Source organism: Streptomyces sp. NPDC001348 (assembly GCF_053597535.1).
The window spans coordinates 111,645-137,566 of record NZ_JBSFIK010000016.1 but is presented as its reverse complement, the minus strand read 5'-3'; the positions used below and the strand labels follow the sequence as shown (position 1 = coordinate 137,566).

The window sequence follows — 25,922 nt, the reverse complement described above, 5'->3', positions numbered from 1 at the left end:
ACTTCTCCGCCTGCCCCGGATCGACGTGGACATGTCCCTCATGGGGCGGATGTCCGTAGCGCGCATCCGGCCGTCCCGTCAGTATGGAAGTGGTGTCGGGGGCCGGAACGTGCCGAGGGAAGGACGGACGGCCGATGAGCGACGACGACGCCGGAGCGGGACCGCTCTGCCTGGTGACGGGCGCCACCGGGTACATCGGGGGTCGGCTCGTGCCCGAGCTGCTGGCCGCCGGTTACCGGGTGCGCTGCCTGGCCCGCTCCCCCGGCAGGCTGCGCGACCATCCGTGGAGCGGTGAGGTGGAGGTGGTGCGGGGGGACGTCACCGACGCCGACTCGATGGCGGCGGCTATGCGGGACGTCGACGTGGCCTACTACCTGGTGCACGCGCTGGGCACGGGCAGTGGCTTCGAGGCGACGGACAGCCGGGCGGCACGCATCTTCGGGGCGGCCGCCCGGGCGGCCGGTGTGCGCCGCATCGTCTACCTCGGCGGCCTCACCCCGGCAGGCGTGCCGGAGCACGAACTCTCTCCGCACCTGCGGTCACGGGCGGAGGTGGGCCGCATCCTGCTGGACTCGGGCGTGCCGACGACCGTCCTGCGTGCAGCGATGATCATCGGCTCCGGGTCCGCCTCCTTCGAGATGCTCCGCCACCTCACCGAGCGGCTGCCCGTGATGGTCACGCCGCGGTGGGTGCACACCCGTATCCAGCCCATCGCGGTACGGGACGTGCTGCGTCTCCTCGTCGGGAGCGCGCGGATGCCCCACCAGGTGAACCGGGCCTTCGACATCGGAGGACCGGACGTCCTCACGTACCGGGAGATGATGACCCGGTACGCGCAGGTGGCGGGGCTCCCGCGCCGGATCGTTCTTTCCGTGCCGGTGCTCACGCCCGGGCTGTCCAGCCACTGGGTGGGTCTGGTCACCCCCGTGCCCGCGTCCATCGCCCGGCCGCTCACCGAGTCGCTACGGCACGAGGTGGTCTGCCGGGAACAGGACATCACCCGGTACGTGCCCGCCCCTCCCGGACACCCGGTCGGCTTCGACGAGGCGGTGCGGCTGCCCCTGCGACGCGTGCGCGAGGCCGATGTCGCCACGCGCTGGTCCTCCGCCTCGGTGCCCGGCGCGCCGAGCGATCCGCTGCCCACCGACCCCGACTGGGCGGGTGGCAGCCTGTACACCGACTGCCGTGAGGTGCGCGTGGACGCCCCCGTGGACGCGCTGTGGCGGGTGATCGAGGGCGTCGGCGGTGACAACGGCTGGTACTCCTTCCCGCTCGCCTGGGCCCTGCGCGGATGGCTGGACCGGCTGGCCGGCGGGGTGGGCCTGCGCCGGGGCCGTCGGGACGCGCAGCGGCTGCGGGCGGGCGACCCGCTGGACTTCTGGCGGGTGGAGGAGATCGAGCCGGGACACCTGCTGCGACTGCGGGCCGAGATGCGGCTGCCGGGTCTGGCATGGCTGGAGATGTACGCCGAACCGGACGGCCCCGGCCGCAGCCGTTATCGCCAGCGGGCCCTGTTCCATCCGCGCGGGCTGCTCGGCCAGGCCTACTGGTGGGGCGTCTCCCCCTTCCACGCCGTCGTGTTCGGCGGCATGGCCCGCAACATCGCACGGGCCGCGCGGCGGAGCCCGCTCACCCGGACGGAGGAAAGCGCGCCCGTCGGCTGACCCCCGCATCCGACGGGCTCCCCGGGCCGGAAGCACCTTCTCGTCCCACCGTCTCACCCGGAGCCGCGCCATGAACGTCTCGGTCGTCCTGTTCACCGCCGATCTGCGCCTGCACGACCACCCGCCGCTGCGGGCCGCCCTGGACGGATCGCGCCAGGTGGTCCCGCTCTTCGTACGCGACCGGGGCGTGGCCGGGGCCGGCTTCGCCGCGCCCAACCGGCTGGCGTTCCTCGCCGACTGCCTGCGGGACCTGGACGCGGGGCTGCGGGGACGCGGCGGCCGGCTCGTCGTCCGGTCGGGTGACGTCGTCGACGAGGTGTGCAAGGTGGTGGCCGAGGCGGACGCCGACGAGGTGCACATGGCGGCCGACGTCAGCGCGTACGCGCGGCGCCGGGAGCAGCGACTGCGGCACGCCCTCGAGGCGGACGGACGCCGGCTGCACGTGCACGACACGGTGACCACGGCGGTGGTGCCCGGCGCGCTGACCCCGGCCTCCTCCGACCATTTCGCGGTGTTCACCCCGTACTACCGTCAGTGGTCGGCGCAGAGACCGCGCGACCCGCTCGGCGCACCCCGCGCGGTGCACGTACCGGACGGCGTCGGGTCCGAGGAACTGCCGTCCCGGACAGCGCTGTCGGGGGTGTCGGAGGGGCTGGCCGGGGGCGGTGAGACGGAGGGCCGGAGGCGGCTCGCCGCCTGGCTGCGCGGGGGTGTCGCCGCGTACGAGGACCGCCGCGACGACCTGGCCGGCGACGCGACCTCCCGTCTCTCGCCGCACCTGCACTTCGGCACCCTCTCCCCCGTCGAACTCGTCCACCGGGCCCGCGCGGCGGGCGGCCCGGGCGCCGAGGCCTTCGTACGGCAGCTCGCCTGGCGCGACTTCCACCGCCAGCTGCTGGCCGCACGCCCGGCGGCCGCCCACGCCGACTACCGCACCAAGCACGACCGCTGGCGGTCCGAGCGCACGGCCCGGGACGACATCGAGGCCTGGCGGGAGGGCCGCACCGGCTACCCGATCGTCGACGCGGCCATGCGCCAGTTGCGCCACGAGGGCTGGATGCACAACCGCGGCCGCCTGCTGACCGCGAGTTTCCTGACCAAGACGCTGTATGTCGACTGGCGTGTGGGAGCCCGGCACTTCCTGGGGTTGCTGGTCGACGGTGACCTCGCCAACAACCAGCTCAACTGGCAGTGGGTGGCCGGGACCGGCACGGACACCCGTCCGAACCGTGTGCTGAACCCGGTCACCCAGGCCAGGCGGTACGACCCCGAGGGCGCGTACGTACGGCGGTGGGTGCCCGAACTGGCGTCTCTGGAGGGCCCGTCGGTGCACGAGCCGTGGAAACTGCGGGGCCTGGACCGGGCCGCCGTCGACTATCCGGACCCGATCGTCGAGCTGTCCGAAGGGCTGGCCCGCTTCCGGCGGGCACGGGCGCGCGAGTGAGACCGGCCGGGACCCGGGTCCTGCCCGGCCGGTCACCGTGCCGCACCGGGCCCGGCCGCCCCGTAGCCGTGGGCCAGCAGGTCGAGGGCATCCCGGAGCCCTGTCGGACGTGGCATGCCCCGTGCCCGGCGACCGGCCCAGCCCGGCCCGCCCAGCACCACCAGCGGGCTGCGGCGCGCCCCCTTCACGCCCCACTCCGTGGCGGCGACGTCCCGGGCCAGCGACGGGCTCGCCGTGGAGCGTGACTGGGCCCACAGGACCACGGCGGCAGGCCCCAGCCGCCGTACCGCCGCCGCCAGCGCGGAGGCGGGAACGGCAGCGCCGAACATCCTTGCGGGAAGCCCGATTTCGCTGAGCGCGGCGTTGAGCGCCTCCAGCGGCAGGGTGTGCTCCTCGCCGGGGACGCAGGCCAGCAGCACCGGTCCGGCGGCGGGGTCGCCGCCGGCCGGGGCGGGTGGCCGGGTGTGGCGGCGCAGAGCGGTGGAGACGTGCCAGGACAGCAGGTGCTCCACCTCGACGTAGCTGTCCTCCGACGACGCCCACTTGCGTCCCACGGCGTGCAGGGTCGGCACCATCACCTCCTGCCAGGCGACGGTGAGTCCGTGCTCCGCCACGGCCGAGGCGAGCAGGGACTCGACGGCCGCGGCGTCGAGACGCACCGCGGCGCGGGCCAGCCCCCGGCATTCCTGGCGCACATCGCCCAGCGGCAGTGCGCCGGCGGCCCGTGAACGCCCGGCAGCGGGAGCCGGTTCCCGGTCGCGGGGCGGCGCGGCGGCCGTGCGCTCGCCCGCGCCCGCCGCCTCCTTCGCCGCGCGGGCCGCCTCGGCGGGCGGGACACCGGCCGAGGTCAGCCGGCACATCGCCTCCAGCAGTGCCACGTCCCGCGGTGTCCAGCGGCGGTGCCGGCCCTCCGGATGCACCGCGGGACCGATGCCGTACCGGCGGTCCCAGGAGCGGAGGGTGGTCGGTGACACGCCGAGCCTGCGGGCCAGCGCGCCGGTGGTCATCGCGGCACCGGCGGCCGGCGGGACCGCGGCCCTCTCCGGTCGGCGCCGTGCGTCGAAATCGCCCATGCCATGACTGTACGACGCACAACCGATGCGACTTGTCCCGCCGAGCCGGGTGCTCCCACGATGACCCACGGATGCAGCTCTCGTACCAGGTGAGGAGCCGTGGAGATGACCGCATACGGCGACGAGCGGCGCCCCGCCGAACCACTGACCGACGAGGAACTGGCGCACGGCCTGGCCGCGGACGACGCCGGCTGTCTCGCCGCGGTCTACCGCCGCTGGTCGGCCCTGGTGTACTCGCTGGCCCGGCGCTCGCTGGGCGATGCCGGAGAGGCGGAGGACGTCACCCAGCAGGTCTTCCTCGGCGTCTGGCGCGGACGCCGCCGCTACCGGCCCGAGCGGGGGCCGCTCGGCGGCTGGATCGTCGGCATCACCCGGCGCAGGATCGCCGACGCGCTGTCGGCGCGGACACGGCGCGGTGAACTGGTGGCGGCCGCGGGGACACTCCACATGCTCAAGGACACCGAGGTCCGGGACGGTCGGCCGGAAGCCGTGCTCGACCGGGTGCTCGTGCGGCGGGAACTGGCCAGGCTCCCGGCGCCCCAGCGGCGGGTTCTGGCGCTCGCGTTCTACGAGGACCTGACGCAGACGCAGATCGCGGCGCGTACGGGGCTGCCGCTCGGCACCGTGAAGAGCCATGCGCGGCGCGGACTGCACCGGCTGCGGGACCTGCTGCGCGAGCCTACACATAAAGAAGAAATAAGAGCAGAATTGGTTTAAGCGGCGCTTACCGCATACCGCGCTGACGCGGTCAGGCCTGCAACCCATGAAGGAGACGATCATGGCCAACGTCTCGCACAGAGGTGACATAACGAGCCACCCCGATGTGTCCGAAATGCGGGCACGCTATGCCCGCATGCTCGGCGGTCGTGATGTGGCGCTCGTGGACGGACCGGTCTTCCTGCTCGGTCTGTACTGCGCCGCGTCCCCGTGGATCCTCCACTACACGACGAGCCAGCCCGCTCTCGCGACCCACAACCTGATCATGGGCATCGCGATCGGCCTGCTGGCCCTCGGATTCACCACGGCCCCGGCACGGATGTACGGCCTGAGCTGGGCCATGTGCGCCATGGGCGTCTGGATGGTCATCGCGCCCTGGATCGTGGGCAGTGGCCCGGACGCCGGAGTGATCGTCAACAACGTCGTCATCGGTGCGCTGGCCGTGCTCCTCGGACTGATGTGCGCCGGTACGGCGGCGAAGAGCGCCCCTGTGCCCTGATCGAAGAGCCTCGAGGAAGGGAGAGGCGGGGCCGGTCCTGGAGGCGGACCGGCCCCGCCGCGCACGCGGCGGTCAGGTCCCGGCGGGCTCCGCCTCCGGTGCCGCCGGCGTGACGTAGTCCTCGGTGATCTCCTTCTCCCCGAACGGCCACACTTTCTCCAGCCGCGCCCAGACCAGATACGCCACACACCCCAGGGCGAGCCAGGCCAGGGACCATTCGATGGGGTGCCGGCCTGGGGAGTTCTTGTCGGCGTAGCCGTAGATCACGCACCATCCGGCGAAGGCCACGATGCTCGGCAGGGGGTAGAGCCACATCCGGTAGGGACGCACGAGCGTCGGCCGGCGTCTGCGCAGCACGCTCAGCGCCACGATCTGGGCCAGCGCCTGGACGATCACCATCACCGTGGTGAGCAGCTGGATCAGCGTCGCCAGATCGGTGTGGCGGCCGATCAGGAAGCCGACCGCGGTGATCACGCCCATGGTGGCCAGACCCAGCGTCGGGAAGCGGTGCCGGGGGTGCAGCCGCTCGTAGGGGCGGAAGAACACCCGGTCCCGGGCCGCGTCGTAGGGCACCCGTGAGCCGCCGAGGAGGCCGGTGAACACCGAGGCGAAGGCCGTGATCAGGATCAGCACGGTCACCGTGTCGGCGGCGCCCTTGCCCCATGTCTTCTCCAGCACCGCCGACGCCACCGAGGTGGAGGCGATGTCGTGGGGGTTGGTCATCCGGTTCCAGTCGATCACGCCGAGGGTGCCGATCTGCAGCAGCAGGTAGATCGCCATGATGCCGAGGATCGAGAAGATGATGGAGCGCGGCAGCGTGCGGCCGGGGTCCTTGATCTCGGCCCCCATGTAGGCCGTGGTGTTGTAGCCGAGGTAGTCGTAGATGCCGATGGTCAGGCCCGCGGCGAAGCCGAGCCAGAAGTGGTTGCTCGTCAGGTCGAAGGCGCCGGCGGGGTAGGTGAAGGCGAGGTGCGGGCTGAAGTCCGTGGCGGCCGCGACGATCTCCAGGAGCACCGAGGCGATCATCACCGTCCACATCACGGCGGTGATGCGGGCGATGTGCTCGATGCCCCGCCAGAGCAGGATCACCACCAGGGCGATGACGCCCAGGCCGACCATGTCGCCCTGGTTGCCGGTCAGGTCCGGGGCGAGGTAGCCCAGGTACTGGACGAAGCCGACCACGCCCGTGGACATGATCAGCGGGATGAAGAGCATCGCGGTCCACACGAACAGGAACGGCATCAGCCGGCCGGTGCGGTACTGGAAGGCCTGGCGGAGGTAGACGTAACTGCCTCCCGAGCCGGGCATCGCGGCGCCGAGCTCGGCCCAGACGAGTCCGTCGCACAGGGCCAGCACCGCGCCCGCGACGAACCCGATGACCGCCTGGGGGCCGCCGAACGCGGCGACCATCAGCGGGATGGTCACGAAGGGACCGATCCCGCACATCTGGCTCATGTTGATGGCGGTGGCCTGGAACAGGCCGACGCGGCGGACGAAACCACCCGAGGGTGGCGGGCTACCGGACATGGGGACTCCTGACGCGCGGCAGGGAGAGGGGCTCGCCCGGCGGGACCGAGTGGCACCGAGTGGCCGATATAGTTAAGGAGACTTACTAGATGCGTCAAGTATGCGCCGGTCATGCACGAGAATGGTCTGATGCCCGCCAGCGACGCCGTGGACCAGCAGGACCAGCCCTGGAACCGGCAACGCCTGCGCAGTACCAACGAACGGCTGCTGCTCGACCGGCTGCGCGGAACCGGTGCCGCCTCGCGTGCCCAACTCGCCCGCGACACCGGCCTGTCCAAGCCGACGGTGTCCAGCGCGCTCGCCTCCCTGGAGGCCGCCGGGCTGGTCCGCGAGGTCGGCACCCACGCCCCGCAGCGCGGCCGGACGGCGGTCCTCTACGCACCCGACCCGGCTGCCGGGTACGCGCTCGGTGTGGACGTGGGTCGCGGCTGGCTGCGAGTGGCCGTCGCCGACCTGGACGGCACGCTGGTCGCCCGGGCCGATGTGCGCAACCGGGCCCGCGGCTCCGAGGCACTGGCCGAACTGGTCGTCTCCACGGCCCGGCAGGTGGTCGCGGGCTCCGGCGTGGACCCGGCCGAGGTGGTGCACGGGGTGGTGGGCACCCCCGGCGTGTACGACGAGAAGCAGCGACGGGTGCGGTACGCGATGCACCTGCCGGGATGGGGCCGCGCCGGCCTGCTGGACCGGCTGCGCGATGAACTCGGCGTTCCGCTGGAGGTGCACAACGACGCCAATCTGGCCGCCCTGGGCGAGTACACCTACGGCGTCGGCGGGGGCAGCAGGCTGTTCGCGTACATCCTGATCGGCACCGGTCTGGGCATGGGAGTGGTCAGCGAGGGACGGCTGTTCACGGGGGCGCACGGTCTGGCCGGGGAGATCGGGTTCCTGCCGTGGCCCGGACAGCAGAAGCCGGAGCGGCTGGAGGACGCGGTGTCCGGAGTGGCCGTCGTGGAGGCGGCACGCCGGTTCGGGATGAGCGGGCAGCTGACCGCGAAGGCCGTCTTCGACGCGGCGCGGCAGGGCAACGCGGCGGCACGCCGGGCCGTGCAGCTGGAGGGCGAGCGGATAGCACACACCGTGGCCGCGGCGGCCGCCGTACTGGACCCGGACCTGGTGGTGCTGGGCGGGGGTGTCGGCCACAGCGTGGACCTGCTGCTGGGCCCGGTCCGGGAACACCTGCGCGCGCTCACCCCGTTGCGGCCGAAGCTCGCCCCGAGCCGGCTGGGCGAGGACGCGGTGCTCCTCGGGGCGGTCGCAACGGCGCTGGGCACAGCGCGGGAGACGGTGTTCGAGCGCAGGTCGTCCGGGACATGAAGAGGCCGTACCGCACATGCGTTCCCCCCGGACCGTCCGGGCCGTGAGCCGTTCGCGCCCCGGCCACGGTGATTGACACGGTCCACGCGGCGCCCTAGCTTGGGCCGGGTTAGTAAAGTTTCCTAACTTTACCGAGGCTGGAGACCGCCGTGTTCCCTCGCCCCGCCGCTCACCGCCGCCTCGCCACGGCCGCCGTGACCCTGGGCCTGCTCTGCTCGCTCAACACCGGCGCCTGGGCAGGATCCCGGAACCCGGCTGAGCCGCACGGAAGGGCCCGGGTCACCCGCGTGCCCTCCGCCGCCGGGACCGACACCGCCCTTTCCGGCTATGCGATCCAGTCCACGGCGAAGGTGGACGACTCCCCGTCGGCCGTCTCCTCCCCCGGCTATCCGACCACCGGCTGGTATCCGGCGGGCCCGCGCTCCACCGTCCTCGCGGCCCTCCTCGCCGACGGTGTCTACGCCGACCCCTTCTACTCCACCAACCAGCAGAAGATCCCGAAGGCCGACTTCCAGGTTCCCTGGTGGTACCGCTCCGACTTCACGGTGGCCGACACCGGGCAGCGCACCTACCTCGACTTCAGCGGGGTCGTCTCGGCGGCGGACGTGTACGTCAACGGCAAGCAGGTCGCCGGGGCCGCGGACGTCACCGGCGCCTACACCTTCCACGAACTGGACGTCACCTCGCTCGTGCGGGCGGGCACGAACACGGTCGCCTTCCGCATCCGGCCCAACGAGCCGAACAAGAACCTGACCATGGGCTGGATCGACTGGCTGCAGCCGCCGCCGGACCAGAACATGGGCATCGTGCGGGACGTCCTGGTCCGTCGCGGCGGCCCGGTCGCGCTGCGCGACGCGCACGTGGTGACCGACCTGGACGTGCCGTCCCTGGCCTCGGCGGACCTGACGGTGAAGGCGCGGGCCCGCAACGACTCGGACACGGCCGTCACCGCGGAGGTCACCGGGAGCGTCGGGAAAACCACCTTCACCAGGGCCGTACCCCTCGCCGCGCACGAGACGAAGACCGTGACGTTCACCCCCGTCGACACCCCCGGACTGCACCTCGACTCCCCCAGGGTGTGGTGGCCGGCCGGCATGGGCGGGCAGCCTCTGTACGACCTGTCCCTCACCGCCTCCGTCTCCGGCACCGTGTCGGACACCGCGCACCAGTCCTTCGGCATCCGGGACGTGCAGGCGCCGCTGAACTCCGACGGCGCCCGCCAGTACCGGATCAACGGCCGCCGGCTGCTCGTCAAGGGCGGCGGCTGGTCCCCGGACGAGTTCCTGCGCTGGGACGGCACCTACGTCGAGGACCGGCTCAAGTACGCCCTCGATCTCGGCCTCAACACCATTCGGCTGGAGGGCCACATCGAGCCGGACGAGTTCTTCGACCTCGCCGACCGGTACGGCATCCTCACGCTGCCGGGCTGGGAGTGCTGCGACAAGTGGGAGGGGCAGGTCAACGGCAGCGGCGAGTCCGGCGACACATGGAGCGACGCCGACTACCCCGTGGCCAAGGCCTCGATGGCCGCCGAGGCCGCGCGGCTGCGCGACCATCCAAGTGTGATCTCGTTCCTGATCGGCAGCGACTTCGCCCCCGACGCGACGATCGAGAAGAACTACCTGGACGCCCTGAAGGCGGCCGACTGGCAGACCCCGGTGGTCGCCGCCGCCTCCGACAAGTCCTCGCCACAGCTCGGCAGTTCGGGCATGAAGATGACCGGCCCGTACGACTGGGTCCCACCGGGCTACTGGTACGCCAAGCGCGAGGGCGGAGCCACCGGCTTCAACTCCGAGACCAGCGCGGGCCCCGACGTCCCCACGCTCGACACACTGCGCCGGATGATGACTCCGGACGAGCTGGACACGCTGTGGAAGAACCCGGGCGCCAAGCAGTACCACCGCTCCCCGTCACCCGTCTTCGGCACGCTCAAGATCTACGACAACGCCCTCACCGGCCGCTACGGCGCCCCCACAGGCCTCACCGACTATGTGCGCAAGGCACAGCTCGCACAGTACGAGGCGGTCCGCGCCCAGTTCGAGGCGTACCAGCGGAACGCCACCGACGCCTCGAAGCCCGCCACCGGGGTCGTGTACTGGATGTTCAACAGCGGCTGGACGTCCCTGCACTGGCAGTTGATGGACCGTTACCTGGACCAGGGCGGAGCCTATTTCGGGGCGAAGAAGGCGAACGAGCCGCTGCACGTGCAGTACTCCTACGACGACCGCTCGGTCGTCGTGGTCGGCAACCGGCACGCCGCCGCCTCCGGCCTCACCGTGCGGGCCACCCTGTTCAACCCCGACGGCACTCAGAAGTACGGCAAGACCGTCACCGGGGTGTCGGTCAACGGGGACGGCGCCCACAGCACCGTGCTCACCCTGCCCACGTCGGTGAGCGGATTGGCGACGACGTACCTGGCCCGGCTGACGCTCACGGACTCCGCCGGCAAGGAGGTGAGCCGGAACGTGTACTGGCTGTCCACCCGGCCGGACACCCTCGACTGGGACAGCACCGACTGGTACCACACACCGACCACGAGCTACGCCGACCTGAAGGGGCTCGCCTCGATGGCGCAGGCACCGGTGTCGGCGACGGCGTCCACCGTCTCGTCGGACGGCACGTCGACCACGACGGTGACCCTGCGCGCCACGGGCGACGGGAAGACGCCGTCCCTGTTGACGGACGTGCATGTCGTCGACGCGGCGGGCAAGCCGGTGCTGCCGGTGCGCTGGTCGGACAACGAGGTGAGCCTGTGGCCGGGCGATTCGGTGACGCTGACCGCCACCTACCGCACGGCCGATCTGCATGGTGCCGTACCGCGGGTGCGGGTCTCCGGCTGGAACACCGCACAGCAGACGGCCTCGGGCCGGTGATCGGCGGGGCCCGGTCCCGGGCGGGCCGGGCCCCGGGGGTCAGCTCACATTGAGCGCCGTGTCGTCGACGACGAACGACGTCTGGAGCTTCGAGCCCTCCGTGCCGGTGAACTTGAGGGTGACGGTCTGCCCGGCGTAGCCGCCGAGGTTGAAGCTGTGCTGGGTGTAGCCGGAGGCGGCGTCGAGGTTGGAGTACGTCGCCAGGGTGCCGAGCACCGACCCGGAGCTGTTCAGCATCTGCACTTGGAGCGTGTCGTAGGCGGTGCTGGTGGTGGTCTCGGCGGTGTCGACGTGCAGGTAGAGGCTGAGGGTCGCGGAGCAGCCGGAAGGGATGGTCACCGACTGGGACAGGGTGTCGGTGGTGGCGGCGCCGTTTCCGTCGAGCCACGCGTAGTACGAGCCCGTACGGGCCGACTCGCCGCTCGAGTTGGTGATGACGCCGCTGGACGCGCTCCAGGTGGTGCTGCCCGACTCGAAGCCGTTGTTCTTGAGGAGCTGGGCGGCGGTGCAGGAGCCGGAACCCCCGCCTCCGCCGCTGCTGCTGCCCGAACCGGCCAGCCAGGACGTGGCGTTGAGGGCGAGGGCCGCGTCGGTGGCGCCGGAGTCGTTCCAGCCGTCGTAGAGGGTGTTGCCGGACTGGCCGGTGCCGTCGTCGACGGGTGAGCTGTCGCCCCAGAAGGCGACGCGGCCGCTGCCGAAGGTGCTGGTGAGGAAGAAGGCACCGGTGTTGCCGGAGTAGCCGCTGCGGTAGACCAGGCCCTTGACGGCGGAGTTGTCGGAGGGCTTGAGCGTGGCGGTCGTGCCGTCGGCGATCAGACTCTTGGTGACGGTGCCGAAGGAGCCGTGCAGCACCGGGTCGGCGGAGTCGCTGATCGCGGCCGGGTAGCCGGATTTCACGTCGAGGGAGTCGATGGAGAAGCCGAACGGGTCGGTGGAGTCGACGCTGTTGTTGGTCATCAGGTCGTTGAGGATCTCGACCGCGTCCTCACCGTCGTTGTTGCGGTCGGCGCCGGTGTGGTCGGAGATCATGAAGAGTCCGCCGCCGTTCTTGACGAAGTTCATGATCGCCGTCTTCTCGGCGGTGGTGAAGAGGGTGTTCGGCTCCGGCAGGACCAGGGTGTCGAAGTTCGACAGGTCGGTCGCCGACGAGCCGCCGTAGCTGAGGCTGGATCCCGAGGGCAGCGTCTTCAGGCTGTAGCCGCCGGTCTTCTGCAGGGCGACGCCCCAGGAGGAGAGGGCGCCGGTCCAGTCCGTCTCGGCGGACGGGGAGGAGTCCTGGCCGAGCGGATCGGGCTGGCTGGTGGAGATGATCCAGTCGGCGTTGCCGGCCGTCTCGGCGTGGGCGTTGTCGAACAGGATGCGGTGCGTGGTTGCCGCGTGGGCGGCGGTGGCACTGGTGCCCAGCTGGAGGGCGGCTCCCGTGACGAGCAGCCCGAATCCGGCCAGTGCGGTGGTGACTCTGCGGCGGAATTTCCTCGGTCCAAGCATCCGGCGAACCTCCGTGTGGGTGGGGTAGAGGCGGTGCGGCGCCATGTCTGCGCGCGTAGATCCGGCTCGAGGGTTCTACACGCGTCGATCGATTGAAAGGTACATGGCATGACAAGCCTGTGAACAGAAAGTCCCGGGATTCACAGGCAACGGGAGCAGCGGACTGCTTTCCGCGGGAAGCGGGCAGACTGGCCACAGCGGGACCTCGAGGAAGAGGGCGGAGATGGAGATCTCAGGAGTCATCAGCGCCATCGTCATCGGCATCATCATCGGAGTGCTGGGCCGCCTGGCCGTCCCGGGACGGCAGCACATAGGCATCCTCTGGACGATCCTGGTCGGCATCGTGGCCGCCCTGCTGGGTTCGGCGATCGCCGCCGGGTTCGGCGTGGCCGACACCAAGGGGGTCGACTGGATCGAGTGGCTCATCCAGATCGGCCTGGCGGCACTGGGCGTCGCCGCGCTCGACCGGTCGAGGGTGCGCCACTGACGGCGGCCGGCCGCCGGGGCGTGAGAGAGCGGTTCCGTACCCCGTACACATAGGGGGTCGTCCTGGTCAGCGGACGGAAACCCGTACGCTCGAGCGTCGGCTCCGCCGTTCCGGCGACCGTCAAGGTCTCCTCGGGCTCGCGCGTGAACCCGGCGGCCGTGAGCCGGGAGCCGAGGCCCGCCGGGAGGTCGTGGCCGTGGAGCTTCCGCTCGAAGCCGCGGCCCAGGCCGGTGAAGTACGCGATCTGGTCGGCGATCAGCGTGTTCGCGGTCGTGTCGTCGAGACCGGACCACAGGACACCGTTCCAGCCGTGGGCGTCGGCGACCTGGCGCGTCACGGTGCCGGTGCACTCGATGCGGGCGCCGGGGTCGTCCGGCTGTGCGCCCGCCCGCGTGTCCCGGTCGCAGAGGGTGAGGACCGCGGCGTGATCCATACACCTCACTGCAACATCCGTCCAGGGTCGGCGCAACAGGATGACGCGGCGGCACCCCCGTGAAGTCAGCCCAGTTCGAGCGTGGTGACCCCGAACACCCGCTCATGGGCGTACTCCCGTACCGGGCCCGTGTACATGCGAGCCGTCTCGAAGGACGGGGCGAGGCCCGCCGACTCGGCCAGGGCGACGCCCGCCGCGTTCGTCTCCGGCACGTCGAGGGCGATCCCGGTGCCCGCCGCCTCCGCGATGAGGGCGGTGAACAGGGCGCGGGCGTCGGCGGGGGCGTCGGCGAAGAGGGGGCCGATGCGCAGGCCGTCGTGCGCCGGGCGGATCACGCCGTAGCCGGTGAGGCGGTCGCCGTCGTGACGGACCATGGTCCGGTGCCCGGGAGCGGTGACCCATGGGGCCAGGAAGCGGGGGCGGTCCGCCGGGTGGCAGGCGCTGTCGTAGGCGGTGATGGCCGCCAGGTCCGCGGGGCCGGCCGGGCGGACGCCCGCGGGTACTTCGGCCTCGGGCGCGGGGCCGGCGAACCGTATGGTGCGGTGGGCGAGTTCGAAGCCGGACTGGCGGTAGTTGTCCTGCTGGGCGACCACTCCGTCCAGGCCGACGGTACGGTTCCCGGCATGCGCCAGGGCGGTCTTCCAGGTGGTGATGCCGTGGCCGCGGCCGCGCAGGTCCGGGCGGACCAGATAGCAGCCCAGGAACGCGTAGTCGGCGCCGTGGTTGACGACCGAGACGGCCGACACCGGTTCGCCGTCGATCCGGCCCAGGAAGAAGCCCTCGGGGTCCTGCGCGAAGAACGCCGGCCCGTCGGACAGCCCGGGGTTCCAGCCCTCGTCCGCCGCCCACCCGCTGATCACCGGCCAGTCCTCGAGGGTGGCCTGCGTGATGACGAGGTCCTGGGAGGCCGGAGGGGTCATCGGTGCGCTCCATTCCGTGGCGTCGGGAGTGTCGTGGCCGTGGTCGGTGCCGGGCGGCGCGGTGATCGATCACGTCCGCAGCATCCTTCCCGATCATCCGTGGATCCGCTACGACGGATCGAGCCGTTGGCCCGTCCCGACACCCCGCGGTGCATGGCCGCCGTGGCGGCAGGGGAGTTCCTGCCGCCACGGACGACCAGGCCCCACCGGCCGGAATCCGGTGGGGCACCCGGCGGGAGACGCGACCGTGGTCAGCGCACCGGGCCGGAGCGGAAGCGGCGGTAGAGGACCGCGCCGGCCACCACGAGCGCGGCGCTCGCGGCGGCGGCGGGCGCGATCTCGTCCGTTCCCGTGTGGGCCAGACTGGACAGCCCCTGCGACGCCTCGGAGCGGGGCGCGGTGGTGCCGGGGTGGGCCTTGGCCTGTGTGGTCGGCCGGGGGGCCGCGGTCCTCGGCGTGGTGGGGTTCGCCGACTGCGTGGACTGGTCGCCGGGGTCGTTCACCGACCCGTTGTCCTCGGTCGAGTTGCCGACGCCGACACCGTTCACGCTGTTGCCGCTGACGTTCACCGGGAGGTCGACGGGGACCTGGACCCCGTTGCCGGACAGTGCGCCCTCGGAGTCCTGCCCGCCGCCTCGTGCGGAGGCGCCACCCGAGGCCGCGGTGCCGGACGCCGCGGTTCCGGACCCCTCGGTGTGACCGGTGTTGGCACAGGTGCCGCCGACGGCACGATTGAGCAGCCCCACCACGTTCACGGTGTTCCCGCACACGTTGACCGGCACGTGCACCGGCACTTGGACGGTGTTGCCGGAGACCAGCCCCGGCGAGTCGGCCGATGAACCGTCGGCGGAAGCGCCGTCCGCCGCGAAGGCGGCGCACACCGGCATCGTCACGGCCATCGCACCGGATACGGCGGCGATGGCGATCACACCGTTTCGGGTTACCCGTCTCATAGGTTGCCTGCCTTCCAGACATGCTCGCGAGCACTCGCCCGCACCGGACTAAACGCAGGTGAACCAGTGCGAGTTATGGCTTATCGGCCATTCACCCCATCGAGTGGCACATCATCGGACCGTACACAAAGTGACGCAAAGCCAACACAGAGTGCGCAGGATACGTCACCGCAGGTCGTCACGCCCGCCCGGAGGCGTACCTTCCGGGGCCCGCTTATGGTGAGCGGGAGACGCCGTCCCGGTCCACAACGGGGGTCCCTGGAGGCATCGATGCTGGCGAAGCTGTCCACCCGGCCCGCCGTCCGGCGCTGCACCGGCGTCGGAGCCGTCGCGCTGGCCCTGCTGGGGGCGGGGCTGCCCGCCGCCGACACCTCCCGGCCTCAGCCCGACCTGTCCCCCTTCTACCGTCAGAAGATCACATGGTCGGCATGCAAAGGCTCGGAGATGCCCGAGGACCTGCAGTGCGGCAAGGTCACCGTTCCGCTCGACTACGCCCGCCCCGGCGCGGGGACCCTGGACGTGGCGCTGGCCCGCTACCGGGCCACGGGCCGCTCGCGCGGCTCCGTGCTGCTCAACTTCGGCGGGCCCGGCGGCGCGGGCATACGCGAACTCGCCCTCGACGGCAAGGATTTCATGGGCCTGACCAACGGATACGACGTGGTCACCTTCGATCCGCGCGGTGTCGGCCGGTCCTCCCCCGTCAGCTGCGGCGACGGAACCGACCGGGTCGCCGCCGCCACCGAGGACGGCGCGGATGCCGGCGACCCGAAGGCCGTTCTCGAGCAGGTGCGCAAGGCCGCCGCCGAGTGCACCGCGCACTCCGGCCCGGTCCTGCCGTACATCGGCACCGTCAACGTCGCCCGGGACCTCGACGTCATGCGGCAGGCACTCGGCGACGAAAAGCTCAACTACCTGGGGTTCTCCTACGGGACCCGGCTTGGCGCCGTGTACGCCGCGCAGTTCCCCGGCAAGGTGGGCCGGCTGGCGCTGGACGGCGTGGACACACTCACCGAACCGCTGGCCGAGCAGGGCCTGGCGGGGGCCGTGGGGCAGCAGACGGCGCTGGACGACTTCCTGGACTGGTGCGTCACCGACATAGCCTGCCCCTTCGGTGACGACCGTCGCGCGGCCGGGGAGCGGACCGTCCAACTGGTGCACTCACTGGACGAGGACCCGGTGCCCACGGACTTCGGAGACCGGTTCTCCGGCCAGGACCTCGTCGGCGCGATCGGGCAGGCGCTGTACAGCAGACAGCTGTGGCCCCTGCTGGAGCGGTCCCTCGCCTCGCTGGTGGAGGACGGAGACACACGCGGGGTCGAGAGTTTCGCCGCCGGGGGCATGGCGCCCTCCTCCGTACGCACCGGGGACGGCGGGCTCGTCGACGAGGACGAGGTCCCGCCGGACAACCTCCCGGCCGCCCTGATGGCGGTCAACTGCGCGGACGACCCCGACCGTCCCGCCGCCGGGCAACTCGCCAGGCAACTGCGGGAGCTGCGGGAGCAGTACGAGCAGGCGTCGCCGGTCTTCGGCCGGTACCGGCTCACCCAACTGGTGATGTGTTACGGACGGCCCAGGGGCACCGACTTCGTCCGCGACCGGGTCAAGGACGTCCACACGTCGAAGATGCTCCTGGTCGGGACCCGGGGCGATCCCGCGACGCCGTACCGCTGGACCGTGGAGACGGCCGCGCGGCTCGGCCCGTCGGCCGTCGTGCTGGACAACAAGGGCGAGGGGCACACCGGTTACTCCTCCTCCACGTGCGTGCACCGCAAGGTCGACGACTTCCTGCTGTACGGCGACCTGCCGGCCAGCGGCAGCTCCTGCGGGGCGGACCGGGAGCCGGGGGTCGGCTGAGCGTTGCCCCCAGGCCCTCAGACACTCAGACACTCAGGCCCTCAGCCCCAGGCCCTCAGGCCGCGGGACTGACGAACCGGTCCAGTGCGGCGGTCAGTTCGGCCGGCTTCTCCACCGGCAGTTCGTGGCCCGCGTCGATGATGCGGATCACCGCGTCCGGGTAGGCCGTCGCCATCCGCAGCATCTGCTTCACCGGCAGCTGGATGTCGTGGTAGCCGTGCACCAGCAGGGTGGGTGTACGGATCTCGCCGACCCGGTCGAGTACGTCGAAGGCGCGCATGGCGCCGTAGAGCGTCATGACCACTTCGCGCGGGGTCGCCGCCGAGGCCCGGACGTACTCCCTGATCCGCTCTCGCGGGTACCCGGGGGCGAAGGCCCGCTGGATGTTGGCGGCGACGAACAGCTTGAACGGCACGAGGGTCGAGGCGGCCATCAGCAGGCCCCGCCCCCTGCTGAAGGCCATCCGGCTGATGGAACCGACCAGGACCAGGCGCTCGACCCGTTCGGGGTGGGAGAGGGCGATGGTCTGCGAGATCATCCCGCCCATCGAGTGACCGACCAGCACACAGCTCTCGACCTCCAGATGGTCGAGGAGGGCGAGGACGTCACGGGCCAGTTCCTCGATCGTGGGCACCCCGGCCCCGGTGCTCTCCCCGTGCCCGCGCAGATCGAGGCGGACGACCCGCCGCTTCTCGGCGAAGTGCGCGATCTGGTGGTCCCAGCGGTGCCGGTCGGCGGTCCAGCCGTGCACGAACACCAGGGGTACGCCGTCGCCGTCGCGGGGGCCTTCGTCGTCGTACGTCAGCGCTGCGCCGTCGACCTCGAGCTGTGGCATGGCGTCTCCTGGGGTGCGGTCGGTTACTGACCGGTACGGTAACGGGCCGCCGGGTCCGGCGTCACCGCTGCCGGCGAGGAGATCCGGTCCGGGTGTACCACCGCTCACCCGACCGCGCATCACGCCCCGATCGCGCCGATTACCCCGAATGCCCGACAAGCGATTCAGTCCTATGGTGTCGTCATGGAGCACGCACTCAGTCCCGCGACCCTCGCCGAACTGCGCCGTCCACGCCCTTACCCGGCGGTCTCCGTGCTGACGCCGACCCACCGGCGCGAGCCCTACAACGCCCAGGATCCGGTCAGGCTGCGCAATGTGATGGCCGAGGCCAAGAAGCAACTGGAGACGGACCCGGAGGTCACCCGTGAGCGGCGGACCGAGGTCGTCGCGCAGCTCGACCGCGCCCTCGCCGAGGTCGACCTGTCGCACGCCGAGGACGGCCTGGTGATCTTCGCCGCGCCGGGTGAGCACCAGGTGTGGTCGCTCGCCCGGGAGGTGCCCGAGCGGGTGGTGCTCTCGGACACCTTCCTGACCCGCAACCTCGTCTCCGCCCGGGCCGCCGAGCGGCCCTTCTGGGTGCTGTCGGTCGCCGCGGACAGCGTCAGGCTGTGGAGCGGCGGCGGCGACCGGGTCGTGGAGGACCACTCCGACGGGTTCCCCCTGACCCGTGGCCGCGAGAACTTCGACGCGGAGCGGCAGGAGCGGATCGGCGACATGCCGAGCACCTTCCGCGACGAGGGCACCCGCCACTTCGTGCGCGAGGCGGCCACCGCGATGGCCGAGGTCCTGCGCGAACAGCCCCGCCCGCTGTACGTCGCCGGTGAGCAGGCGGCACTGTCCCTGCTGGACGAGGTCGGCGGCGCCAGGGGCGCGGTCCACGTGCGGCACGGCGGCCTCGGGCACGCCGGCGCGGAGGCGGTGTGGCAGGCGGTGAAGCCGGTGCACGACGCCCAGGCGAGACGGGAAACCGCCGCGGTGGCCCGGGAGCTGGACTCGGCACGCGGTCACCGCACCTTCGCGGCCGGCGTCGACGAGGTCTGGCACAGCGCCCGGGAGGGCCGCGTACGCCTGCTGGCCGTGGAGGAGAACTACCGTGTGGCGGTCCGCGACGAGCCCGGCGACCACCTCGTGCCGGCCGTGAGCGGCGAGGCCGGGGCCCGCGAGGACATCGTGGACGAGATCGTCGAGCAGTGCCTGGAGACCGGCGCCGACGTCCGCTTCGTCCCGGACGGCGCCCTGGGCGACGCGAGCGGCATCGCGGGAGTGCTGCGCTACTGACCGGCCGGGCCCGCCCTGCGCCCGCGCCCGCGTCTACGCTACGGCGTGATCGTCGGCGAACAGGGAGAGCGCACGTGGGTGACCTGCTGGGCGTGGCCGTACTGGGTGCGGGGCACATGGGCGCCGACCACGTACGGCGCCTCGATCGTGTGATCAGCGGGGCCGGGGTCGCCGCCGTGGCCGACCCGGACAGCGGACGGGCCGAGTCGGCGGCGGCCGGCCTGGACGAGGTCTCCGTGCACACGGACGTGGTGGCCGCGCTCGACGCACCCGGAGTGGAGGCCGCGCTGATCGCCTCTCCCGGCCCCGCCCACGAGGAGGCGCTGCTCGCGGCGTTCGCCCGTGGCCTGCCCGTGCTGTGCGAGAAGCCCATGGTGCCGGACTCCGCGGGGGCGCTGCGCGTGGTGGAGGCGGAGGCGCGGCTCGGGCGGCGGCTGGCACAGATCGGCTTCATGCGGCGCTACGACGCCGAGTACCGGCGACTGAAGGCCCTGCTGGACAGCGGGCGTCTGGGCCGGCCGCTGATGCTGCACTGCACGCACCGCAACGTCTCCTCCCCGCCGGGCTTCACCAGCGCCATGCTGATCAACAGCTCCGTGTCGCACGAGATCGACGCGGCCCGCTGGCTGCTCGGCCAGGAGCCGACCGCGGTGACCGTGCTGCGGCCGGCGCCCTCGGCGGGCGCCCCCGAGGGGCTGGCCGATCCGCAGTTCGTGCTCTTCGAGACCGACGGCGGCGCCCTGATCGACGTGGAGGTCTTCGTCAACTGCGGCTTCGGCTACCAGGTGCGCTGCGAGGCGGTCTGCGAGTCGGGCAGTGCGCGGATCGGCGAGGAGCGCACCATGGCCGTCACCACGCGGGGCGGCGCCCGCGAGGACGTGGCGCAGGACTACCTCGTACGGTTCGCGGAGGCCTACGACCGCGAGGTGCAGACCTGGGTGGACGCCACCCGGCGGGGCCGGGTCACCGGCCCGAGCGCCTGGGACGGCTACGCCGCCTCGGTAGTCGCCGAGGCGGGGGTCGACGCCCTGCGCAGTGGCCGTCGGGTGACCGTGGAGCCGGCCCCGCGCCCGGATCTGTACCCGGAGGCCGGCCGCTGACGGAGGCGGTCGTGAACTTCACCGGCGTGACGCGGCGGAGGTGACCACCCGCCAAGGTGGCCCGCGTCCGCACCCCCGCCCGCGTACGGTCAGACGCCGCCGAACAGGGCGCTCAGCCCGCGGTCGACGACTGCCTCGACGTCCTCCCCTCCGGCCGCCACCGCGGCATAGCTGCGCAGCAGGAACCGACGCAGCGCCGACGTGCCGAACTGCAGCAGGGCGGCGCCGTACGGCGAGTGCAGCTCCAGGACCGTGCTCCCCCGGCCGCAGGGCCACACCCGCACGTCCCCGCGTCCGGCGGGTGCGGTCAGCCCCTCGTCCAGCAGGGAGCGTGCGAAGGTCCAGGTGGCGCCTTCCCCGTCCAGGGTGGCCCCGGGCGGAAAGTCGATGAACACGGCGAGGGGATCCTCGGTGGTGTACCGGAGCGTGGCGGTCACGGGGACCGTGCGGTCCCCGGCGGTGATCAGACGCGCGCGGACGGGCTGCGTGAAGGTGAGGTCCATGCTCTTAGGACTCCGAGGAGCCTCTCGCATTACGGGAATCCGGGGCCGATTTCGTGTGACCTGCATCACGCCGCGCGGGGGAGCGGGAGAATTCCCGCCACACCCTCCGGGGGCGCGGGCCCTTCCGCGACCGGCGGTTCCAGCCGCCGTCACCACCCCTGCACGCCACGGCCGCCCCCGCGCGCCCCATTCGCACCCGATGCCCTTGGCCGGGTACGGCCCCGTCGACGCGGCACCATAGAACACAGACACGTCGAACACTCACCCGGAGCGCTACGCCAAGAGCCCCTTCGGTCGGTCAAGTCACGTACGCACTCTACGACTTGAGCAACCGCCCGCCTACGCCATCCGGGCCGGTCAGCCACACTTCAAAGACTCTGGCATATGCCAGAAGCACCACCGTATCGTGTGTTGCCAAATCCCTTACAGCGCGTCGCGGGCTGTGCAACAGTCGTAACGGTCCTTCCGCCGGCCCTGGCCGTACCATCCCCGCATCGGAGTGCGTCATGCCGTCCCCTCTCTCCGCGGACCGTCCAGCCGCCCAGCCGCCCGGCCGTGGCTCGGTCGACGCGCTCATCTCGCAGGCCCGGCGGCTCAAGGGCGACATGGACGCGGTGCGACGGAACGCTCCGGCGGACGGTTCGGACCCGCAGGAGCGGTGGCACCGCGCCCTCTGCGACCTCGCACTGCACCAACTGAGCGACCTCGACGGGCACTTGGCACAGCTCCGGGACGGCCCGGCGCCCGCTCCGGCCGCGCCCGGCCCGGCCGGTTCCACCGCCCCTCCCGTGACCGCGGACGGCACCCCGAGCGGCTCGCTGCTGAGCCGGGTCGGCAGTGCCGAGTGGGACCTGCTGACGGACGAGGCCAGTTGGTCGGGAGAGCTCTACCAGATCCTCGGCCGCGACCCCGCCGCCCCCGCACTCACGCTGGACGAACTGCCGTCGCTGGTCCTCGACGAGGACCGCCGGAAACTGACGGCGATGGTGACGGACTGCCTCGTCGACGCCAAACCGATCGACGGGGAGTTCCGCGTCCTACGCCCCGACGGATCCGTCCGGACCGTGCACATGATGGGTGAGCCCGTGCTCGACGCCGACGGCGGTACCGCCTCGATGTGGGCCGTGCTGCGGGACGTCAGTTCACTGCGCCGCAGCCAGCGGGAGGTGTGCGAGACCCGCGACTCCCTGCACCGCCACCAGGAAAGGGCACGGGTCGAGCGCCGGCTCGCGACCGAACTGCAGGAGGCGGTGCTGCCGCCGTGGCGCGACTCCCTGCGGCTCCCGCGCGGCGGGCCGGAGACACTCGACCTCGCGGCGCGCCACCTGGCCTCCGCGACGGGCTCGCTGATCGGCGGCGACTGGTACGACGCGCTCGAACTCGCCGACGGCGAGACGTTGCTCAGCGTCGGCGGCCTGACCGGGCACGGCGTCGCCGTCACCTCCGGGATGACGATGCTGCTGGGGGCAGTGCGCGGCATGGCGATGGCAGGTGCCCAGCCCGGACAACTGATGGCCTTGCTGAACCAGTTACTGGACGCCACGGTGCAACCGGCCCTCGGCAGCGCCGTCTGCTGCCGCTACCGGCCCGCCACCCGCACCCTGGTGTGGGCGCAGGCAGGCCACCCCGCCCCGCTGCTGTTCCGCGGCGGGACGGGGCGCGAACTGGATCCGCCCGACGGGGTCCTGCTCGGCGCGACCGGCGGAGCCGACTACGGGCAGGCCGAAGTGATCCTGGAGCCCGGCGACCTGCTTCTGTTGCACACGGACGGACTCGTGCCCGGCCGGTGGGAGGAGGCGACAGCCGTGGAACGCCTCCTGGACCTGGGCCCGCGCTTCGGCACGGCGCGGACCGCCCAGGAATGCCTGCGCACGGTGGTGGAGGAGTTCGGCGAGACCGAGCGGCAGAACGACGCCTGCGTGCTCATCGCCAAGGTGAGCGGGTAAGGGAAGGCAGGCCTAGGCCGGTGCGGTGCGGACGCTCTGGCCCTTGGTCTTCGGCAGGGCCAGCCTGATCTCCTCCCGCAGCTCGTTGATCTTCGGATAGCTCGCGTACTCGGCGGTCAGCCGGTACATCTGACGCAGCCGGTCCCAGGTTCGGTGGGACGAGTTCGACCCCATCGACATCAGGGCCAGGCGTGCGTAGCGGTCCGCCTGTTCGGGGTCGTCGGCGATGAAGCAGGCGGAGGCCATGGACAGAAAGTCGAAGATCTTCGACCGCTGGCGTCCGTCGACCCTGAGGGCCAGGGCCTTCTCCGCGTAGTGCTGGGCGTGCCCGGCCGCGTTCGGGTCGTGCTCGGCCAGGGTGCGGTAGGCCAGGGCCTGCATGCCGTACAGGTCCTCCTCCTTGAACATCTGCATCCAGCTCGGCGGCGGCACGTCGCCCTTGTCGGAGACGAAGAGGTCCTCCGCCTGGCCGAGGGTGCGGCGCATCGCCTGGCCCCTGCCCATGGACGCCTGGGCCCAGGCCTCGATCGTGTAGAGCATCGCCCTGGTACGGGGCAGCACCTCGTCGCCGGAGCCGGACCGGGCGAGTTTCATCAGGTCGAGTGCGTCGTCGGGCCGGCCGAGGTGCACCATCTGGCGAGCCGCCCGGGAGAGCGCCTCCCCGGCGCGCGGCCGGTCACCGCCCTCTCTCGCGGCGTGGGCGGCGATGACGAAGTACTTCTGGGCCGTGGGTTCCAGGCCGACGTCGTGGGACATCCAGCCGGCGAGTACGGCGAGGTTGGCGGCGACGCCCCACAGGCGCCGCTGGAGGTGGTCGGGGTGCCGGTAGGCGAGCATGCCGCCCACCTCGTTGAGCTGGCCGACCACCGCCTTCCGCTGCAGCCCGCCGCCGCGGGCCGCGTCCCAGGCCCGGAACACTTCCACCGAGCGCTCCAGTTCCTCGATCTCCTGAGACCCGATGGGGGCGGCCTCGTAGCGGTCGAACCCGGCGGGATCGGCGTGCAGGGGGTCGTCGAGGACAGGGGCGTCGGCCCTCAGGGTCGGATCGGTGTGCAGCCAGTCGTGCATGGCGCTGCTGAGTGCGGATCCGGCGGCGAGCGCGGCACCCGCGCCCACCAAGCCGCGTCGGTTGAGCATGAGGTCCATTCCCGTGAATTCGGTGAGGACCGCGGCGGTCCGTTCGGGCGCCCACGGCACACCGTCGGGATGTTCCACATTCCCGCCGCCCTGCCGTTTCCCCGCACGCCCGTGCCGTACCAGACCGAGGTCCTCGATGGTCACGACACGGCCGAGACGCTCGGTGAACAGAGCCGCCAGCACCCGCGGCACCGGATCGCGCGGGATCTCCCCCGTGTCGATCCACCGCCGCACCCGGGAGGTGTCGGTCGCCAGCTGGGGGTGGCCCATGGCCGCCGCCTGCTTGTTGACCAGCCTCGCGAGTTCGCCCTTGGACCAGCCGGCCAGGCCGAACAGGTCCGCCAGGCGGGTGTTGGGTACTCCGCTCACGTCAAGCCCCCAGGTTCTCGGCTGACTTGACAGTAGCCCCGTGGTGGTTGCCGGGCGACTATTCGCCAGGGTTCGCCAGGGTGCGCCAGATGGTGTGCCACTGGTCACCGGGTGTCAGGTAGGAACGCGCCACCCCGACCCGGTTCGCCGGTTCATATGACGGGAGCATTCCCCAGGATGCACCCGGGCGACCGGGCCGGGTTGTGCGCGAGGCGTCACCAAGGCAGGCACCGCAGGCACACGAAGGGATCTGTTTCCGCCCATGTACGCAGCATCGTCCTCCGTGTCCGCCCCGCCCAGGCCGCTGCGTGCCCGCCCGGCGGGCAGCGGCCCCTATCTGGACCCCGCGGCGCGACCAGGGCCACCCGTGCTCGGTGTCGGCCGGCCGCGGCGCGCCGGCGGGCCCGGCACTCAACCGCTCAGCGGGAGACTCGACTTGTCCGGCCCCCAGGGGGCACAGTTGCGCACCGCGATCGCCTCGGTGCACCGGATCTGCCCGGAGTTCGCTCCGGTGCAGGTGCTGCGCCGCAGCGGTCGGTCCGTGCTCCTCGTCGGCACGACGGGGCGGAGCACGGCCGTCGCCAAGTGCCTCCTGGACCACTCCCCCGCCTGGGCGGAGCGGAGCAAGCACGAAATAGCCGCATACCGCTCGTTCGTCCGGCATCGGCCGCCGATCCGGGTGCCGAGACTGATCGCGGCGGATCCGGACAACTGCACCCTGGTCATCGAGCGGATGCCCGGCCGGGTGGCGGCCCTCCAGCGGCACCCGGTGGAGGCCCCGCCCCGGGCGGACATCCGGGCGGCGCTCGCCGCGATCTGCCGGCTGAACGCCTGGCGGCCCCCGGCGGGCACCTTCGACCGGCCCCTGGAGTACGCGGCTCGCATCACCCGGTACCACGAGCTGGGGCTGCTCACCGACCGCGACCTGGGCGACCTGCAGAAGCTCATGCACGGCATCGCGCACGCGGCGGGCCGCCAGGGCATGTGGCAGTTCTGCCACGGCGACGCGCTGCTGTCGAACATCCTCCTGTCACCGGCCGGTCCAGTGCTGGTGGACTGGGACCACGCCGGCTGGTACCTGCCGGGGTACGACCTGGCGGTGCTGTGGTCGGTCCTCGGTGACGCGCCGGCGGCCCGGCGGCAGATCAGCCAGCTCGCCCAGTCGGCGGGTCCCGCCTCGCGGGACGCCTTCCTGGTGAACCTGATGCTGGTCCTGACGCGTGAGATCCGTACGTACGAGACGGCCGTACAGCGCTCGATGCACGACACGCCCCCGGCGGCACCGGGCATGGCCCACCCGGGCGCGGTCCACCCGGGCGCCGCGCCGTCCGGCGAGGAACAGCGGCTGCTGCTCAGGCGGCTGCACGACGACTGCCAGCTCGCCCGCAGGGCGGTACGCGCGGCGGTCGGCACTCGCTGACGGGGGCACGGGCTCCGCGGTGCGCCATGAGCGGCGGCGCACCGCGGACCTTGCCGTGCCGGGACCCGCGAGACGGGCATTGGTGTAC

20 protein-coding genes and 1 pseudogene are annotated in these 25,922 nt (G+C 72.1%); 12 read left to right on the top strand and 9 right to left on the bottom strand.

Translation table 11 applies throughout. The features are described from left to right. Positions 1-134 precede the first annotated feature (134 nt). Positions 135-1,664, top strand: a complete 1,530-nt coding sequence (locus ACWC21_RS19075) for an SDR family oxidoreductase (protein WP_450883215.1) — start codon at positions 135-137, stop codon at positions 1,662-1,664. A 70-nt stretch (positions 1,665-1,734) separates the two neighbouring features. Next, positions 1,735-3,108 (top strand): cryptochrome/photolyase family protein, encoded by a 1,374-nt coding sequence (locus tag ACWC21_RS19070; protein WP_450883213.1) that lies wholly within the window; start codon positions 1,735-1,737, stop codon positions 3,106-3,108. Positions 3,109-3,140: 32 nt separating this feature from the next. Here ACWC21_RS19070 and ACWC21_RS19065 read toward each other — a convergent pair whose 3' ends face one another. Next, positions 3,141-4,181 carry a MerR family transcriptional regulator gene (locus ACWC21_RS19065; RefSeq protein WP_450883212.1) on the bottom strand — a complete coding sequence of 347 codons (1,041 nt, stop codon included), beginning with the start codon at positions 4,179-4,181 and terminating at the stop codon, positions 3,141-3,143. Between the two features lie 105 nt (positions 4,182-4,286). On the opposite strand from ACWC21_RS19065, the gene ACWC21_RS19060 reads away from it, so the two are divergent. Continuing rightward, positions 4,287-4,898, top strand: a complete 612-nt coding sequence (locus ACWC21_RS19060; protein WP_450883210.1) for a sigma-70 family RNA polymerase sigma factor — start codon at positions 4,287-4,289, stop codon at positions 4,896-4,898. A 61-nt stretch (positions 4,899-4,959) separates the two neighbouring features. Then, positions 4,960-5,397 carry an SPW repeat protein gene (locus ACWC21_RS19055; RefSeq protein WP_450883208.1) on the top strand — a complete coding sequence of 146 codons (438 nt, stop codon included), beginning with the start codon at positions 4,960-4,962 and terminating at the stop codon, positions 5,395-5,397. A 72-nt stretch (positions 5,398-5,469) separates the two neighbouring features. Here the strand turns inward: ACWC21_RS19055 and ACWC21_RS19050 are convergent, their stop codons facing one another. Next, positions 5,470-6,924 (bottom strand): APC family permease, encoded by a 1,455-nt coding sequence (locus ACWC21_RS19050; protein WP_450883206.1) that lies wholly within the window; start codon positions 6,922-6,924, stop codon positions 5,470-5,472. A 129-nt stretch (positions 6,925-7,053) separates the two neighbouring features. On the opposite strand from ACWC21_RS19050, the gene ACWC21_RS19045 reads away from it, so the two are divergent. Both ACWC21_RS19045 and ACWC21_RS19040 read left to right on the top strand, forming a co-directional pair. Then, positions 7,054-8,238, top strand: a complete 1,185-nt coding sequence (locus ACWC21_RS19045) for an ROK family transcriptional regulator (RefSeq protein ID WP_450883204.1) — start codon at positions 7,054-7,056, stop codon at positions 8,236-8,238. 149 nt (positions 8,239-8,387) lie between these two features. Continuing rightward, entirely contained in the window at positions 8,388-11,111 is a 2,724-nt protein-coding gene (locus ACWC21_RS19040; RefSeq protein ID WP_450883202.1) for a glycoside hydrolase family 2 protein, read from the top strand. A 39-nt stretch (positions 11,112-11,150) separates the two neighbouring features. Here ACWC21_RS19040 and ACWC21_RS19035 read toward each other — a convergent pair whose 3' ends face one another. Next, entirely contained in the window at positions 11,151-12,599 is a 1,449-nt protein-coding gene (locus ACWC21_RS19035; protein WP_450883200.1) for a hydrolase, read from the bottom strand. A gap of 223 nt (positions 12,600-12,822) precedes the next feature. On the opposite strand from ACWC21_RS19035, the gene ACWC21_RS19030 reads away from it, so the two are divergent. After that, positions 12,823-13,086, top strand: a complete 264-nt coding sequence (locus tag ACWC21_RS19030) for a GlsB/YeaQ/YmgE family stress response membrane protein (protein ID WP_450883198.1) — start codon at positions 12,823-12,825, stop codon at positions 13,084-13,086. Positions 13,087-13,174: 88 nt separating this feature from the next. Here the strand turns inward: ACWC21_RS19030 and ACWC21_RS19025 are convergent. From ACWC21_RS19025 to ACWC21_RS19015, 3 genes and pseudogenes are all read right to left on the bottom strand, one after another. Further along, positions 13,175-13,519, bottom strand: a pseudogene (locus tag ACWC21_RS19025) (GNAT family N-acetyltransferase); the annotation flags it as partial. Positions 13,520-13,584: 65 nt separating this feature from the next. Continuing rightward, positions 13,585-14,439: a GNAT family N-acetyltransferase gene (locus tag ACWC21_RS19020; RefSeq protein ID WP_450883196.1), complete on the bottom strand. Its 855-nt coding sequence runs from the start codon at positions 14,437-14,439 to the stop codon at positions 13,585-13,587. A gap of 251 nt (positions 14,440-14,690) precedes the next feature. Beyond that, entirely contained in the window at positions 14,691-15,392 is a 702-nt protein-coding gene (locus tag ACWC21_RS19015) for a chaplin (protein WP_450883194.1), read from the bottom strand. A gap of 270 nt (positions 15,393-15,662) precedes the next feature. Between ACWC21_RS19015 and ACWC21_RS19010 the strand changes: the two genes are divergently transcribed. Continuing rightward, entirely contained in the window at positions 15,663-17,246 is a 1,584-nt protein-coding gene (locus ACWC21_RS19010; RefSeq protein ID WP_450883193.1) for an alpha/beta hydrolase, read from the top strand. 55 nt (positions 17,247-17,301) lie between these two features. Here ACWC21_RS19010 and ACWC21_RS19005 read toward each other — a convergent pair whose 3' ends face one another. After that, positions 17,302-18,081 (bottom strand): alpha/beta hydrolase, encoded by a 780-nt coding sequence (locus ACWC21_RS19005; RefSeq protein WP_450883191.1) that lies wholly within the window; start codon positions 18,079-18,081, stop codon positions 17,302-17,304. A 183-nt stretch (positions 18,082-18,264) separates the two neighbouring features. Between ACWC21_RS19005 and ACWC21_RS19000 the strand changes: the two genes are divergently transcribed. Beyond that, positions 18,265-19,359, top strand: a complete 1,095-nt coding sequence (locus tag ACWC21_RS19000) for a baeRF3 domain-containing protein (RefSeq protein ID WP_450883189.1) — start codon at positions 18,265-18,267, stop codon at positions 19,357-19,359. Positions 19,360-19,433: 74 nt separating this feature from the next. Beyond that, positions 19,434-20,459 (top strand): Gfo/Idh/MocA family protein, encoded by a 1,026-nt coding sequence (locus ACWC21_RS18995; RefSeq protein WP_450883187.1) that lies wholly within the window; start codon positions 19,434-19,436, stop codon positions 20,457-20,459. A gap of 89 nt (positions 20,460-20,548) precedes the next feature. On the opposite strand, the gene ACWC21_RS18990 is transcribed toward ACWC21_RS18995, so the two are convergent. Next, complete coding sequence (locus tag ACWC21_RS18990) at positions 20,549-20,962, bottom strand: SsgA family sporulation/cell division regulator (RefSeq protein ID WP_450883185.1); 414 nt, start codon at positions 20,960-20,962, stop codon at positions 20,549-20,551. 506 nt (positions 20,963-21,468) lie between these two features. Between ACWC21_RS18990 and ACWC21_RS18985 the strand changes: the two genes are divergently transcribed. Further along, on the top strand, positions 21,469-22,908 hold the full coding sequence (locus ACWC21_RS18985; RefSeq protein ID WP_450883183.1) for a PP2C family protein-serine/threonine phosphatase: 1,440 nt from the start codon (positions 21,469-21,471) through the stop codon (positions 22,906-22,908). Between the two features lie 12 nt (positions 22,909-22,920). Here the strand turns inward: ACWC21_RS18985 and ACWC21_RS18980 are convergent, their stop codons facing one another. Then, positions 22,921-24,414: a DNA-binding protein NsdB gene (locus tag ACWC21_RS18980; RefSeq protein ID WP_450883181.1), complete on the bottom strand. Its 1,494-nt coding sequence runs from the start codon at positions 24,412-24,414 to the stop codon at positions 22,921-22,923. A 262-nt stretch (positions 24,415-24,676) separates the two neighbouring features. On the opposite strand from ACWC21_RS18980, the gene ACWC21_RS18975 reads away from it, so the two are divergent. Beyond that, positions 24,677-25,834, top strand: coding sequence for an aminoglycoside phosphotransferase family protein (locus ACWC21_RS18975; RefSeq protein ID WP_450883179.1), 1,158 nt, complete (start codon positions 24,677-24,679; stop codon positions 25,832-25,834). Positions 25,835-25,922 lie beyond the last annotated feature (88 nt).